Source organism: Bradyrhizobium zhengyangense (assembly GCF_022012435.1).
GTDB lineage: Bacteria > Pseudomonadota > Alphaproteobacteria > Rhizobiales > Xanthobacteraceae > Bradyrhizobium > Bradyrhizobium zhengyangense.
Map to the genome: position 1 here is coordinate 191,153 of NZ_JAKLUA010000011.1, position 14,587 is coordinate 205,739.

Here is a 14,587-nt window from a genome sequence, read left to right on the forward strand (position 1 = left end):
CCTGAAGGCCGCGAGCAGGTTGAGATGCGAGCTACTCGTGGGGCCGGAAAGCTAGTGCGGGATCATCGAGGTTAAAGTTTCGGTCAATGTGTCGCAATCGAGATTTGCCAAATGGAACGTTGAAGTGAAACAACACGACTATTCGTTGCACGGTGGACTGAACCGAGCCAAGGTCGGACGCTACCTAACGTTGATCGCCGCGTCGGTATCGGCTGCGATCGTTTTCACGCTGCTTTCCGTGGTCGACGTGGCGAACCGCTTCGGGCTCAATGTCAACCTGCCACCATCGGTCCTTTCCCTCGTCGGTGCGGGCATGGTCTTTGCGGCGCTCTATTGGACGCTCGATCGGTACGCGTGGCGATGGCCCTTTCTGAATGCGGCGCTGAAGGTCCCGGATCTCGCTGGGAGCTGGTCCTGCGAAGGACGAAGCCTCAAGCCCGACGGGAGCCTCGGCTACGCATGGAGGGCGACCCTCACGATCTTTCAGACCTGGGACAAGATCCGAGTGAGGCTGAAGACGGATCAATCGGGCTCCGACAGCATTGGGCAGCCCTGATCTGCGACGACGCAGAGGGATATAGGCTTCTGTACAACTATCGGAACGACCCGGCTATCGGAGAGGTGGACTTAAGAAGCCATCTCGGTTCCTGCATGCTTATTTTCTCGAAAGATCTGGAATCAGCAGAGGGCGAGTATTTCAACGGTCACGGCCGCTTCACATTTGGCACGATTAGTTTGAAGAGGGACCATGGTAAGGGACATCAATAGTCGACTGAACAAACTGCGCCTGCGTCGCAGGGGCGTCGACCGTCTTGGAAAACTCAACGAGGCTTCCCGCAAGGAAGTGTTGTCGAAGAGCTTGGCTGCGGAAAGCTGGCAGAATAGGGCTCCGTCGCATGCTTACACGCGATATGCGCTTGGCGCGATGCAGGAGGTGGGACCTGAGTACACCAGAATCAGTGTCGAAACGGCCGAGCGCGTGGGCAACCAAATCCAGAAATCCATCGATTCGGTCGAATTTCGGCTTCAGGGGTCGGTGCCCCTCAACGTCCATATCCGGGGAGTCAGCGACGTCGATCTGCTCGTGCTGGAGACCGGTTTCCTCATATTCCACTCGTCGGGGCCCGCGGCAGGCACCTATGTTCCCACGGCGCGCAACTCGCTTGGAGTGCTAGGCGAACTACGTTCCTCGATCGAGAAGATCCTGCCATTGAACTTTCCAGCCGCCGACGTCGATACGTCCGGTGGGAAGGCGGTCGCCGTTTCTGGAGGGTCTCTGGCGCGACCGGTGGATGTTGTTCCGTCCCACTGGTACGATACCGTCGTCTACCAGCAGTCTAGACAGATTCACGACCGAGGAGTTGTTATTCTCGATCGCAAAGTGCCGAAGACAATCGAGAACTTCCCATTCAAACACATAAAGCTGATCGAAGATCGTTGCAGTTCGTGTCTCGGCGGCCTGAGGAAGGCCATACGGCTCTGCAAGAACGTCAAGGCTGATGCGGTCGAGGAGGGTACCAAGATCAATTTCCCCAGCTTCGACATAGCCGCTACCATGTATCACGCGGATCAGACGGCCTTGAAAATCGGATATCTCTACGAGTTACGGGTCCTCGCGGAGGTGCAGCGACATTTGGATTACCTGTATCACAACCCTGAAGAAGCAAAGAAGTTGCGCGTCCCGGACAGCTCCCGGTTCATTTTCGACACACAGGAGAAGTACGAAGGCATGAAGGCGCTCTCACATGAAATCGATGATCTCGTGAAGAACGTCGCCAAGGAGCAGAAGCCGCAACTGACGTTCGATCTGGGCATACCCTGGGGGGTGGCGCGAGGCGCCATCGAGTCGATCGAGATACCGAGTTAAGTCGTCGGGCCGCTAAAGCCTATTGACGCTGCCGCGTTCGAATCTCCACGTCGTGCCCTTGGAGACCAGGTAGAGAGCCAGGATCCCGGGAACGAGGGACATCGCCACGCAACTGTTGAACGCCGATCCTTTGTTGACAGGTGGGGGTATCTCTGAGGGGGGAGGGAAGAGGCGGTAGGACCACCCCGTGATGGTACAGCGCGAATGATGATCTACGGCAGCCATGATCGCTCCATCGTGAATCGCCTCGTTAAAAGCGATTGCTGCTCGCACGGTCTCCGCAAAATTCTGGTCGAGGAATTGGCCCACCTCGGGGGAAGGATCGCGCGGCATTGGCTCGGCGAAACGTGGTAGGTTATTCTGATGGTAGAGACAGCAAATCAGCGGATCGAAAGCTGCTGGACGTCCAGCCAGAATCCTGAAGATTTCGTCTATTCCAGTCATCGCGGCTTCGGTCTTCGACATGATCAACTTTCTTCAGACCCGGCTTCTATTTACGATAGTCGTCTGTCTGGCGATAGCGATATTCGCAGGGTTGAAGTTTGCCGATGTATTCACCGGCAACACCTACGAAGACGTCTGGATATTCTCCAGGTATGTCTTTGGCATACCTGCTGCTCTTGCTGTCGTCATCTACGGGGCATGGCGTGCTATCCCGATACTTCAGCGTATGACATTCCCCTATTTGGGTGGCCGGTGGACCGGTGTGCTGCGCTATGGTCCACCCGACAGGCAGGAGCTCAGGGATGCCACGCTGACGATCCGACATCACTTGAGCGGGATGTCTCTTGTCCTCGAAACCAGGGAATCGACCTCGACTACGCTGGCGGTTGTAGCCACACGCGATCCTACCGGCACGCAATACCATGTGTACTACGTCTTCGAGAATCGACGGAAGGCTGAGTACACTAAGCCTGGGCTTCCTACGATTTATCGAGGCGTGGCTATAATGAGTGTTGGGATGTCGGGGACGAAGACTTTAAGCGGTGAATATTTTACGGACCAGCCGACAAATGGCATCGCCGAGTTCAAACTGGAGAGGCACGCCTGGTTTTAGGCGACGATGCCGCGCCCGATCTTGCGATCGGCGGGTGTGGGCGCATCCATGACCGGGCTGTACCGCTAAAGGCCTCGCAATCGATTGGGCGCAGTTGTCGACGCAACGGCATAAGCTCTATCGGGCGGCGCTTGACGGGGTCATCGGCGGAAAGCGGATACGCTTGGCCTCGGCGTTTGTTGCCACAATGAAATTTCTGAATCTTAGGCCCTGATCGGTTCATTTATTTAATTGGACGGTCGATTCGGTAATTGCGATTCTGGCGCATGTCCGAACTCACCGTGCAATATCTCGTGCTCGAGCGTCGCGATCCGGCCCGTAACATGGCGCGGTTCTATGTGCTCACGATCGAGCCGACGCTGTTTGGCGATACGGCATTGGTGCGTGAATGGGGGCGCCTCGGTGGGCGCGGTCGACGGCGGCTCGATTTGTTCGATGGTCACGCGCAGGCCGTCGAGGCCCTTGAGTGTTGGCTCAGGCGAAAAACCAGTCGTGGTTACGTCCAGCGGCACTCGTCAAGCTGTGACCCGGCGTGAGATGCTGGGCTGGACGAAAAGCCGAAATAAGTATATCAAAGTAATCTAAGGTCGTTTCAGTCCTATTCGCAAGAATTGCAAAAGTATTCCATAATCTTCATTATGCGAATCCAAGTAATCCTAGCCGATCACAACCTCTTTTAGTATCGAGCATTTGCAGAACGAGCTATTTGCCAGCGCAGCAATTCAACCCAACTTGCCCTGCCCCAACGCGCTCTCGTGCTGATCAATCAAGTGACGAGTACGCGAGCTGACTATTTTATCTTCGATATTCGCAGCCGTTTGAAGCAAACGTTCTCAAGCCGTGAAGTCGACCTTGTCCGTCCTTCCCAAGGCCGAACGTAAACGGAAGTGGCTTCTCAGCTTGCCAGTTCCCTCCTCGGCCACCCGCTTGCGAGCGAGGGTCCGACAGGCCTCCAGAACGTCCCAAGGGATCTCTCCGAGGTCATCGGCGACCTCGACAAATGACCGCCAAGCGGCGGACGACAATCGTTTCGACACTGGCTCGAGCAAATCGTCCAATGCAATACCAGCGTCTGTTTCCGCATCATTGTCTGATCCGAACAGATAAATACGTCCGCGCCAGATGATGTAGTGACTTTGACAGCCGGTATCGCGCCAAACAGAAGGAAACACACTCATTTTTCCTCCTTCCGCATTGTAGATACGCCAGGCGGGCCCACTTCTTGGATCGAGGTTGACTGGAAATCGTTCGCCGCAACCGCAAGGACAGGACAACACAAGCCAACGTGGACCACCGCGGTTGACCAGGACAGCATCGCCGGGTTTCGACAGGTGCTGGTCCGCCTCGCCTCGTGAAGAAACCTTCGCCCGAAAGTTGAGAATGACGATGCCCATGAATTCGCCTCACTGCGGTGCGAAGTTGTTGTTGAGAATGCGCTCTGCTAACACGTACGCAGCGGCGCGACGCTCATCCTCAGGACCTTTCAGGTTTGGATCTTTGGCCGCCTTGTTCAGAAGGGCCAGTGCAAGAGCCGCTCCGTATTGATCTGCTGACGCGACACGCGCGGCATAGTGCCGGATCTGTCGCACGGCTTCGTGAAACCAGCGATGCGGATCGCGCGGATCACCGTGCCCGAGCAGCATGTCGAGCGGCTTACCACCATACGGTTGCTCAATCGACCTCCACCACTCATCGAAGGACCAGAGCTCATGATTATCGAAGGCATCGACCAATAGGCTGGCCTCCAAGGTCGCTATGTCCCACACCAGCGGTCCATCCTGATTGGCATAGAAGTCGATGACGAGCGCCTCGTGCCCCCTCACCTGAACATTGTCGACGTGGAGATCGCCATGAATCTTTGCGAATAACACCGGAGAACTTGCGCAGTATTCGAACAATGTAAACAGTCGATCGCGGTCGCATCTCGAGCCGATCGATCGCGCCCTTTGCATCCGGCGCCGGTCAAATTGCTTTGGAAAGCGCGGACCCAGGGTCTGCGAAAGTGGCGTATCTCGGCGTTCGATATTTCGATACCACGCTTGCAGCGTTCGATCGAACAGGCACGATATTGCCGGCCCGGCCCGGCCGCTCCGTGCGGCAAGCCTTAGACTCTCGCAGGATTCGATGAGATCGCCGACCAGCACACCGCGTGTCGATCCGAGACAGCATAAATCGTAGTTCAATCGCGGCCCGAGATTGAAAGGCACGTATTTCTCGACATTCAATTGGTAATTCTGAAATTCTTGAAAGATCTTGCTGCGATCACCGAGTTTGACAAAACGCGGCATAGTATGAAAGGCGCCGAAGACCGGGTAGGCACGGTATACGGCAGCCCCGGACCGGCCTTCGGTCATTGGACTGAAATGCACGGCCGTGTAACCTCTGAATGCGCGCTTCAGAAGGACTTGGCCAACACCAGCGTCGTTCTCTCCAAACTCGCATTCGGGAGCGAAGCTGAAACTGACAGACTCTTGTACGGCCTCGCCGGGGAGATGCCGAACCAAGAAGTTGGCCGCTTCCGACCAATTGGCAATGGGCGACAAGATGGTGACGTGCGGCAGCGGGGGGAGAGGCATCGGATCGCCCAATGATCTCTGCCACGTGAACTGATTGCGCAGGACGTCGCTCGGAAGGTTGCTGGCAAACACACGCGCCTCTTCCAGACATCTATACACTTGCGGAAGACCAGCAACGCCGAACGGCACGACAAAGACGCGGCATTCGTAATCAAGCAGGTGCTTAAGGCAGCTTCGAACGATTCGCTGGAATCTTGATGGGTAATCTTGTTGCTGGACGATTACGACGGCGGCAAGGCTCGCCAACAGAGCAGGCTCCATCGGCTGAAAAGCGGTAATCTGCTGTTGTCTGATCGTGAGGCCGCGGTCTTGAAACGGCGCCTTAGCCTCAGCCGGGGGATCGGCGCCGATCCAGCCAACCTCCGACCGACCAAAAGCTGTAACGTCAACGATTGACATTTTGAGCGAGACGGCCTTGGAGAGCCAATCCATCGCCCCTTGCCAAAACGCCTGCCCGCGAGCAGACGATGCAGTCCTGGACGGGCTCACCCTTGACCGACCGGAGGCGACTTCTCAGACCATCATACAGAAGATGCCGCGCCGGCGATGGCACGCCGACAACAGCGGACAAGAACATGGTGATGGCGAGCGAGGTAATAGTGCTGTTGATCGAGATCACCGCGGGCGCAGGTTCACGAGCGCCGACGAGATAAGGATCCTGCTTGCGCTCGGCCTCCGACATCATGTCGCGGCGGACCTCGTTACCGTCCAAGAGGCCACCGCAGGTGAGGCAAGCCAATCCAGGCGACAGCATCTGGGCGCGGCCGGTAATGTGAGTGATCTTGCCCCCCTTAACGGCGATAACCGTCCCGATATCGATGCAAGGAATGAGATATTGATAAGCTAATTGCTGAAGGACGGCTCGACTACCGTGTGAATCGGTGCAGCAAAACAGCACATCAACGTCTCGCAATTTCTTTGCGGTTTCGACGAAGACGACGTTCTCTTGAAAAGAGGTGACTACGGCACGAGGTTGAACTGCGCGAATATATCGCTCGGCCACCGCGACTTTGGCCTGCCCCGTATCGGCAGATGCGGACCCTGCCAAGCGGTTCAAATTAGTCAGCTCGACGTCATCTGGATCAACTAGAACGAACTCCTTGACGCCGAGGTGAGCCAATTGCTGCACGGCCAGCGATCCCGTGCCACCAAGTCCCACGATCCCCACCCTGAGGCTTTGGAGGATGCTCTGCCCGGCACGACCGAAGGCCCGAACCTGCCGATCGTAAAGATCGGAAGGGTCGTGTGATCGACTGGGATCAAACAGGACTCGTCGATCATCCCCTACCGCAATCAGACGAAGATGTCGGTCGCTTCCAAGGTAGCGACATGCATACCCTCCGTCGCTCACAACAAGGGCCAGATGCTGCAAGTCAGGGGTTCGATGCCGAAAGAAGTGTGCGAGAACCTCCTCGCCCGCATCGTCAATGCGCGAAAACTCGGGCGCGGCCCTCCCGGGATGGCTATGCACAAACACCAGGCTACTTTTGGTCCGCGCAGCAATCTTTGCCCACCTGGCGATGAACGCAGGCCGCAGCTCTGCTTCGAGTTGGCTGCGCCGAGTGTAGTCGTCTTCAGCGGGCACTACGACCTCTCGCACCAACACCCTTGCACGACCGTCGGCCCGAGACGTTCTGCCGCACATCAAGACCAAGCATAACTCGGTTCGACCGCCCAGCACGGAGCGCCGGACGAAGTCGAGATCGGCAAAGGTGATGAGAAGATCGTCCACTATCGTGCGGGGTTTAGACGTTGCGCGATGACGTTGACATAGGTCAGCATGTTGTCGCGATTTGGATTCCAAGATTGCAAGTGCCACGAAAACCAAGTGCCTCGCGGCTCACCCCCTGGGACCGGATTGGCATCGTTCGAGGCGGTTGGAGCGCCGCCGTCCACCAAGCGAACAGGCCCCGGTTCCAACCAGAAGCAATCCGGTTGTGCCGAAGGATATCCCGGTGGCAGCAGAAAAATGACGGTCCCTTTAGCGATGCTCCAACCTTCTGGAAGATCGAATTCCGGAATCTCAACCAATACAGCTCCGTTGGACATCGGGGTTCGACGCGCCAAGGGAAAATGCTGTTGGAGCGCCGCAAACTGCTTATCAATGATTTCCATGTCCAAATGTCGCCGGCGGCACTGCAAAAAAATGCTTGATCCGATCGTTCAGGGGCACTGTATCTGGGTCAGCGATCGGACGATCCGGCGTGTCTCCCTGCTCTTCCAAAAAAAGCTGATAATTCGCTTCGATCTTGGCGATCCGCTTAATGTCGGCCCCGGAGAGATAAGAATGCTCGGTCTCGTATTTCACCCCATCAACGAAAAAGTGGAATTCCTTTTCTTTTTTGTCGTTCATGATCTCCTACCTGCTCCGGTGCGGCCTCCCGACGAAGACCGATGCGCATGCTATCAGCTAGAACAAATAAAGAACAGTGTCAAGGTCTTCTCCCCTTGGATCTTGCAGCTAGGTGCCTGTCAGTTGCGCCGAGTTCGTGCGGCTCAACGTGACTGGCGGCTACCAGCGAGTGGCGAAACGCCGCCGCTTCGCGCGGGCCTAGCTGCGTCCTGGATCGCGGAAGCAATCTAAGCGGCTGCTTGCGGCGCCGCGCGCGGGTGAATTCTTCAAGCTTGCACGTCAACTATCCTCAATCCCGACGCGGGCATGACCGTTCCGAGCTGGAGTGCTACGCCATCACCACGCCCGCACCTCCAAGACAAACCAACGAATGAATGGCGTGAGTCGACAGGAGGTCTCGAGTGCCTCTAAGATGTAGGGAAGTAAGTTCGCGGAAGCCGCGTACGGGTGGGGCAGTGAACTTCCAGGTGACGGTTCTCAAGGTGCTGGTCAGCTATCCGGACGGGTTCGCCGTCCTGGAGGACATCAAGCGCGATATGGCGATTCTGGCCACCAGCGGACGGGACTGGGCCGAACGCACGAAGCGATTGGCGGCCCGCGTGCCTGACCTGGATATCTTCTCCCAACGTCTCATCGAGCGAAGGAACGGCGGCTGGCGCATCACTGATAAGGGACGCGAGGTTCTCGCGGTCATGGAGGCGCGGCCCGCACCAGCTCAGCCAATGGAGCTGCCTGATGCCCGCGCGGTCGAGGAGCCGGCGCCAGCCACGACACTGTCGCCGATGCCGTCGATCACGCCGGTTCGACGCCTGCGCAAACAAACCCGACGCCAAGCGTTGCGGCAGTTGCAACGTGCGAGAGCTCGCTCGTGAGCAAAGGACGGGCCTTGGCTCCAGCATCGAAGATGATTGATTCGTATAACCTTCATTATGTAATATCCGAAGTTGAGTTTGCATCAAATTGTGTAGTCTGAAGTTGGTCCCTAAGTACCTGCTGTCGTCGGTTGCGTAGTCGCGTGATCCCCGCTAGAAAAGTCATCTTCAGCAAGGGTGCTCACAATGGACGACTATTCGGACGACATAAGACGACCGTTGTGGCCGCGTATCGAAGTGTATGCTGGCGCAGGTCGCAAGCGTCGGCCGGATGTTGGTGCTGGACGCTGTAGCGGAACCGTTGGAACGTTCAAAGAAGTGTGGGCCTCAGAGGCAGGCCTCGCGCAAGAACCGGCTTTGCGCAAGCCCGCCATTTAACCGATGGCAGCATCATTAGCCGTGAACACGGCGTCTACGCCGGGAAGCTGCGCATGCGCCAGCGTCGTGCAGGCCGTGTTGCGGTCCAGGATCAGCCGACGTGGGTCAGTAAGGCCGCTCGCAACGGCGTTGTCGCGAAATCCGAGCCGGCGGCGGGTCGTGCGCGGGTCGGTGCCGTCGATGAACGCTAAGTTCTTGCGTCCTTGCGCGACGAAGTGCCGGGCGACGGTATCGCCCGCCTGGTAGTTATCGAAACCGACGACTGCATCGATTGGAGACGATGGCAGCTCCCGTGTTTCACCTACGGGACTGCGTGCATGCCGCAGCAGGCGAGCGCCCTCCTCCGTTGCGGGTGATCCGACCATGATGATCGCCTCCGGCCGCCGCGACAGCAGTGCAGTCAGCAGGCGATCCTGCGAGGGGAGAGTCGTAGCGCGACTGCGCGAGAATGACTGAGAATCCGAGCGGTTCGAGCACTGACAAAGGCGCCTGCGCATGCCGAGCGTCGATACAGACCACTGGAAGATCAGCCCTACGAAGCTCGTGCCACAGCCAACTCGCCATCGTCCCGGTCTCAAAACAAATGCGCTCGGCGTGTGGAGCTCGCTTGCGGAGCAGTGCCGTGAGCGCCCGGGGTCGGACTTGGCCTTTCCCTCTAACAAGACCTGACCGACCTCGTCGAGCACACACACTGACGTTTCATTCTGCGAGACATCCAGCCCAACATATTGCTTCATAGCCCCTCCGATTCGTAAGATGGTGGAGGGCTTGAAGATAGTGGACCTTTCGTGCCGCGGGCGCGACCGCAATTACGTCATCGTCTGCAATATTGCCCCCCTAAGCCGGGATCGCGCCCAACATTGACCCAGTTGGGCTGTTGCGCTGCCTGCTTTGGAATGAAGCAGGTGGTCGGCGATGCTGGTCATGGAGACGATTGCGCGAATACGGCGTGAGCACTTCATCAGAGGCAAGACGATCAAGGAGATCGCCTGTGACCCGAAGGTGTCGCGGAACACGGTCCGAAAGGTACTGAGGTCTGGGGAGACCTCCTTCGAGTTTGACCGCCAAGTGCAGCCGCGGCCAAAGCTGGGAGGATGGCCAGTAGAGCTTGACGGACTGCTCGCGGCGAACGATGCTAAACCGGCTCGTGAACAGCTGACGTTGATCCGGATCTTCGAAGACCTGCGCCGGCCGTGGTAACGCGGTTATAGTTCTGGAATTCAAGTAGAGGCATTCAACCGCTGCTCGCCTAAGCGACTGGCGCAATAGCCACCGTTAGCCTTCTTAGGAGAGCCAGTTCGGCCTCACCAGCGGCCGTGCGCCTAAGTACCAGCTTGGCAAGCTCTGTTCGATTGACGGGAGTTCGCATACTTGCAGGCAGCGCCGCCACCGCTTCATCATAGATCTTTCCCAACACCGAAAGAATTTCCGCATCGAAGACCTCACCTCGTACCTGCAACACTTGTACCAAATCTCCTGTCGAAACATCGCGCTGGCGACTCGCTGCAACAAAGCCTGCCTGACCTACTTACGCGGGCTGATCGTCCGCGTCGGCGAAAGGGTGCGCCCGACGCTCAGTTTGTCTCCTTCCAATCGCTGCGGCCAGACCGGACAGTCGCGCGCAAGCTGTCGCCGGCCAGCTTGTAGGCCCACGACCCCGATTACGGCCCACTGGCTTCGGATTTCCTGGTCTGACCAATGATGTCGCCACTCGGTACTCTACCGTTAAAGCCCCTAGATCCCAAGTCGAGCGGCCTGCGTTGACAGTTGCTCCGCCTCGGCAAGCCGATAGGGTGGGATGTCACTACGCACTGTGGCCAACAAGGACTTACAGAACGCAGGCGTGAGCTTGCCGCGGTGAATCACGACGTTTTCGCAGCCCGTCGCCGCCCGGGCGTTCTGCCACTGCTGATTATAGCCGCGTTGTTCGTTGGACTTGACGTGGCAAGCGGCGAAGTCGGCGTCATCCAGCGTCGCCAACTGGCCCGTATGTACCGGTCGCTTCGTATGGATGTGAACCCACATGGGGCTCGGCATTGCACCATTGCGCAGCGCCTTGGGTTGCAGCTTAACCTGAAACAGCACCCCTGGCTCGCCCTTTAACGCGCGCGGTAGATCGGCAGGCGCCAACTCCCCGGCCGCGCGCAACTGTTCAAGGTACTTCTGCGACGGAAAGCCGTAGGTCTTCATGCATTCAATCCTAGTCAATGCCCTTCGCTCGTCCAAAGTCTTGGCGAGCCCCTGCGCCTCGGCCCGCATCATCTTGAGTCGGACTAGCTTGCCATGCACCTCGGGCACTTGCGTTGGCGTGAGTAGGATACGTCGACCAGGCTCCGCGAGCGAACCCTCACAAGCCTGCATTTCGGCGGCCTGGGTCTGCAGGCGCTCGATCACGGCATCCACAACGTGGTCGGCGTCCTCGGGCTTCATTTGGCGGGCTTGCGAGACGGCCCGTTGCTGACCAGCCAGATCAAACTGCAAAAGTGCGTCCAACCGCTCGAGTAGGCGCGCCAGCGTCTCCATTGATGGCGGGGCCTGCCAGATCGCCAAGTGTGCCGTCGCCGAGGATGTCGCCCTCGCATGCGCCTCTTCCGCGCTCACGAGCTTCTTCGTACCCAGATCCGAGAGCACCACAACTTTGGCTGCTGGCGCCGTGGCTTTGTCGGTTGTAGCGATCTGCAGCTGCGTCCCGTCGCGTGCCGAACTCCCGGCGAGAGTGCTCGGTGTACGTTTGGCTTTACCCTTCCTGCGCGCAGAAGTGCCTTCGGCCGCTACAGCCTCTCGCGTAGCGTTGGCCGGCTTCGCAGCCCCTGCTTCGACCGCCGGTGAATTGATGGCCGACGTTTTGGGCTGTAGATCCAGCAGCCGCATAACGTCGTGTGCAGTGACCCACGCGCTTTCCACGATCTGATGCAACAGTTTCAATGGCAGGTCGTCACCGGTCCCCTGACCCCTTAGCTTTGAAACGAGGTTGTGCACTCCCAACGCAAATTCAGAAAGCCGCTCCATAACTCCTTCCAGGACCGCGCAGTGCGCCGCGTCGAGTGCGCGTCCTTGGCTCTGTAGAACTGCGTCCTTTGTCGATATGAATGCCGGAAAAACGTCATCGATGAAAGTGCCGAGCAGGCGAGCCCGTCCGTTCTCGGCCATGAGGATTTCCCTCGTGGCTGGGTCGAACGTGCTTTCGAGAGGCTCAATCATGATTTGTGCGAGAGCGACCTGCGATTGCAGATGCATGCACTTGGTGTGCAGTGCCCAACCGCTGTGCAGCCGCAGTGCGGCCTCGTCGGCCTGCCGCTTTTGGGCCGTTACATTGGGTAAATTAGCAGTAGCGGCGCAGACGCATTGCATCCGTTCCGAACGCAACGCCTTCTTTCCCCACCACTCCATGCAGTCCGCATAGCGGTTTGCTACGCCGGAAACCGCTCGGTTCAGTAGGTCAGAGGGAGTGTTGGATAGCATCCGTTGGAGCACGACGGTTGCACTTTTCCTGCTCTGCTCCAAGGCGTAGATGGTCGGGGTGGCCAGAGCGTTACATTGCTCCGCCGCATGGAGCACCTCGTCCCGGAGACCGCGAGCCTGATCGTCAGACAGAATCCTGCGCGCCTCGTGCTGGGGCAGGCTGGCGTAGTACTCCAGAACTTTTGAGCCGACCTGGATGAGCTTGTCGATCAGCTCTTGTGCCTCTGACGAGCTCCGCGCTTGCATGGCCGCCTTACTGCGAGCGCCAACTTCCGAGAGCAGGCTTTCCATTTGTCGCTTTGTTGCCTTGATCTCGTCACCCGTCGATGAAATGGGGACTGCCATATCCGAAGTTCGCGGCTGGCTGCCGACCAACGCCGCTCTATCCTGAGGCCAAGAGCGCATTCGCTCCACGATGGAATAGAAGGATTGGCCGCCCTCCCCAGCGGCGAGACTCGATTCTGAACGCAAACTGCTCGAGTCCCAAGTGCTGTCGGCTCCGGGAGCCCCAACGAGCGATTTGCCAGGCCGGCCAATACCCGTCATATTCTAACTCCGATCCAGGCGAGAACGTGAAGCCTAATTAGATAGACGGCTTGGCTGACGATCAGCTGACGAACGGCATTCTCCCGGACTCACCACGAAAATCAGAATCACCGTGCTTCCAATTCCATAGAAGATGCCTTGGTTTGAGGTTTCCGGTCTGCAGACACGCGTCCTGCTTTGCAACCAGGCCGTGGAGACGGAGCGCAACACTCCCCGCCCTAAAGCAGAGGCTGGTGGGCCCTCAGCAGGCGAGGTATCGGACGCGCACGCTGCAGAGCCGATGGTGCGATCACAGTCGGGCTGAATACGCAGAGCATTCGATTGACCTTCGCGGGCAGTTGGAAGCGATGATCTATCGGTGGTCCAGTCGCGGGAATACTGCCTTTGATAGCGCTAGTTCGGCGCAGAGACCGAGAGTGGCGCGAGTGCAGGAGACAGCCAGCGGGTCGTTTTACACGCAGGCGATTGATCTCAGTCAGCTTTCGTTGATTTGCACAACCTTCATTTTGGAATATCCGAAATCAGAGCTGCATCAAAATTGTGCTGCCTGAGGCCAGTCTATTTTTGAGGGCACTCGCAAGGGAGCACGCATCGACGAATGCGGTGAAACGATTCGCAAACAAGCTTACAGATGCTCCGCGTCCAGCTCGGCGAGATTCGCAAGCGCGTTGCCTCGCTTCTCATCACGCGTGCGCTTATAGGCGAATAGATCCTCTGCCCTAATCCTGCGATGACGCCCCACTGTCACGTGCTGAATTTCGTTCTTCTCTAGCAGAGAAACCAGAAACGGACGTGAGACATTTAGGATGTCGGCAGCTTGCTGTGTGGTCAACATCTCATGCACAGGCACAAGGGTCACCGCATCGCCGCGGCCGATGTGCCGAAGCAATTCCATTAAGAGGCTCGACAGGGCCGGCGACAAGGTTATCTCAGCAGCCTTTTGAGCATCGTCGAGCACGCGTAGCTTGGCATCCCCAGTCGCATGCGACGCGAGTATTTGACGAAGCTGGTTGGCTGCCGCCTTCTCGCTCGCGGAAGGCAGGCGAGTACCTCCCAGCTCTTCGGCGTAGGCTGGCATCGTAATCGTTGTTCTCCTCGGTACGGCATTGTATGTAGGCTATATTCGAAATAAACGCAACAAGTGAAATAAACGAAAATACTGAAGTTCCGGTTGGCTGGGGTCCCCTCCCCGGGGTCAAGTAGCTCAATGCAAGGTGAGACTTTCGGGGCCGCCCCGGATAAGCATGGAATGCTGCGGAACTGGCCCAGGACCGGGCAACCGCCCGGTGAAGTCCAGAAGTAATTCTGGGCAGAGCCTACGCATAGGGGGAAGGCTGTTTTATCAAGACTGATCTTTTTCCGTTCAGCCCCCCGGCCCTGCTCTCACATCCTAACAGGACCGACGGCTTCATCCGCAATGTGGCTCGGCTCTGACCCTCGATACGCATCCGAGGGTCGTGCAGTCGGAGCTTGCGC

General features: G+C 57.8%; 15 protein-coding genes and 2 pseudogenes. 7 read left to right on the plus strand and 10 right to left on the minus strand.

All coding sequences use genetic code 11. The annotated features are described in order from the left end of the window. Window positions 1–190: 190 nt before the first annotated feature. From L6637_RS42450 to L6637_RS28850, 3 genes are read left to right on the plus strand one after another with little or no spacing between them, the layout of a single operon-like run. Window positions 191–556 carry a Cap15 family cyclic dinucleotide receptor domain-containing protein gene (locus L6637_RS42450; protein ID WP_276575774.1) on the plus strand — a complete coding sequence of 122 codons (366 nt, stop codon included), beginning with the start codon at window positions 191–193 and terminating at the stop codon, window positions 554–556. After that, window positions 460–768 carry a Cap15 family cyclic dinucleotide receptor domain-containing protein gene (locus L6637_RS42845; RefSeq protein ID WP_210214794.1) on the plus strand — a complete coding sequence of 103 codons (309 nt, stop codon included), beginning with the start codon at window positions 460–462 and terminating at the stop codon, window positions 766–768. Before L6637_RS42450 ends, L6637_RS42845 begins: the two co-directional genes overlap by 97 nt. Further along, window positions 749–1,867, plus strand: a complete 1,119-nt coding sequence (locus L6637_RS28850) for a nucleotidyltransferase-like protein (protein WP_128929567.1) — start codon at window positions 749–751, stop codon at window positions 1,865–1,867. Before L6637_RS42845 ends, L6637_RS28850 begins: the two co-directional genes overlap by 20 nt. Window positions 1,868–1,879: 12 nt before the next feature. On the opposite strand, the gene L6637_RS28855 is transcribed toward L6637_RS28850, so the two are convergent. Then, window positions 1,880–2,332: a hypothetical protein gene (locus L6637_RS28855; protein WP_128929566.1), complete on the minus strand. Its 453-nt coding sequence runs from the start codon at window positions 2,330–2,332 to the stop codon at window positions 1,880–1,882. On the opposite strand from L6637_RS28855, the gene L6637_RS28860 reads away from it, so the two are divergent. Together L6637_RS28860 and L6637_RS28865 are read left to right on the plus strand one after the other, a co-directional pair. Then, window positions 2,331–2,924: a Cap15 family cyclic dinucleotide receptor domain-containing protein gene (locus L6637_RS28860; RefSeq protein WP_128929565.1), complete on the plus strand. Its 594-nt coding sequence runs from the start codon at window positions 2,331–2,333 to the stop codon at window positions 2,922–2,924. The two genes, L6637_RS28855 and L6637_RS28860, sit on opposite strands and share 2 nt — an antisense overlap. Window positions 2,925–3,190: 266 nt before the next feature. Continuing rightward, window positions 3,191–3,460, plus strand: coding sequence for a WGR domain-containing protein (locus tag L6637_RS28865; protein ID WP_128929564.1), 270 nt, complete (start codon window positions 3,191–3,193; stop codon window positions 3,458–3,460). Window positions 3,461–3,757: 297 nt separating this feature from the next. On the opposite strand, the gene L6637_RS28870 is transcribed toward L6637_RS28865, so the two are convergent. From L6637_RS28870 to L6637_RS28890, 5 genes are all read right to left on the minus strand, one after another. Further along, complete coding sequence (locus L6637_RS28870) at window positions 3,758–4,318, minus strand: ubiquitination-like system serine protease family protein (RefSeq protein ID WP_128929563.1); 561 nt, start codon at window positions 4,316–4,318, stop codon at window positions 3,758–3,760. A gap of 9 nt (window positions 4,319–4,327) precedes the next feature. Beyond that, window positions 4,328–5,932, minus strand: coding sequence for a phosphotransferase (locus tag L6637_RS28875; RefSeq protein WP_128929562.1), 1,605 nt, complete (start codon window positions 5,930–5,932; stop codon window positions 4,328–4,330). After that, entirely contained in the window at window positions 5,886–7,085 is a 1,200-nt protein-coding gene (locus L6637_RS28880) for a HesA/MoeB/ThiF family protein (RefSeq protein ID WP_232995573.1), read from the minus strand. Before L6637_RS28880 ends, L6637_RS28875 begins: the two co-directional genes overlap by 47 nt. A 146-nt stretch (window positions 7,086–7,231) precedes the next feature. Then, window positions 7,232–7,615, minus strand: a complete 384-nt coding sequence (locus tag L6637_RS28885; protein ID WP_082847948.1) for an E2/UBC family protein — start codon at window positions 7,613–7,615, stop codon at window positions 7,232–7,234. Further along, window positions 7,602–7,853: a multiubiquitin domain-containing protein gene (locus L6637_RS28890; protein WP_042336969.1), complete on the minus strand. Its 252-nt coding sequence runs from the start codon at window positions 7,851–7,853 to the stop codon at window positions 7,602–7,604. Before L6637_RS28890 ends, L6637_RS28885 begins: the two co-directional genes overlap by 14 nt. A 455-nt stretch (window positions 7,854–8,308) precedes the next feature. Here L6637_RS28890 and L6637_RS28895 point away from each other — a divergent pair, with 455 nt between their 5' ends. Further along, window positions 8,309–8,725 (plus strand): hypothetical protein, encoded by a 417-nt coding sequence (locus L6637_RS28895; RefSeq protein WP_128929560.1) that lies wholly within the window; start codon window positions 8,309–8,311, stop codon window positions 8,723–8,725. A 374-nt stretch (window positions 8,726–9,099) separates the two neighbouring features. Here L6637_RS28895 and L6637_RS28900 read toward each other — a convergent pair whose 3' ends face one another. Further along, window positions 9,100–9,600 (minus strand): type 1 periplasmic-binding domain-containing protein, encoded by a 501-nt coding sequence (locus L6637_RS28900; RefSeq protein ID WP_128929559.1) that lies wholly within the window; start codon window positions 9,598–9,600, stop codon window positions 9,100–9,102. Next, window positions 9,578–9,840 (minus strand): annotated as a pseudogene (locus L6637_RS43040) (IS110 family transposase); the annotation flags it as partial. The pseudogene L6637_RS43040 and the gene L6637_RS28900, both read right to left, overlap by 23 nt. A gap of 178 nt (window positions 9,841–10,018) precedes the next feature. Between L6637_RS43040 and L6637_RS28905 the strand changes: the two are divergent. After that, window positions 10,019–10,291, plus strand: a pseudogene (locus tag L6637_RS28905) (IS21 family transposase); the annotation flags it as partial. A 546-nt stretch (window positions 10,292–10,837) separates the two neighbouring features. Here L6637_RS28905 and L6637_RS28910 read toward each other — a convergent pair. After that, window positions 10,838–13,111 (minus strand): hypothetical protein, encoded by a 2,274-nt coding sequence (locus tag L6637_RS28910; protein ID WP_128929558.1) that lies wholly within the window; start codon window positions 13,109–13,111, stop codon window positions 10,838–10,840. 625 nt (window positions 13,112–13,736) lie between these two features. Next, window positions 13,737–14,195: a helix-turn-helix domain-containing protein gene (locus L6637_RS28915; protein WP_128929557.1), complete on the minus strand. Its 459-nt coding sequence runs from the start codon at window positions 14,193–14,195 to the stop codon at window positions 13,737–13,739. Between the last annotated feature and the right edge of the window lie 392 nt (window positions 14,196–14,587).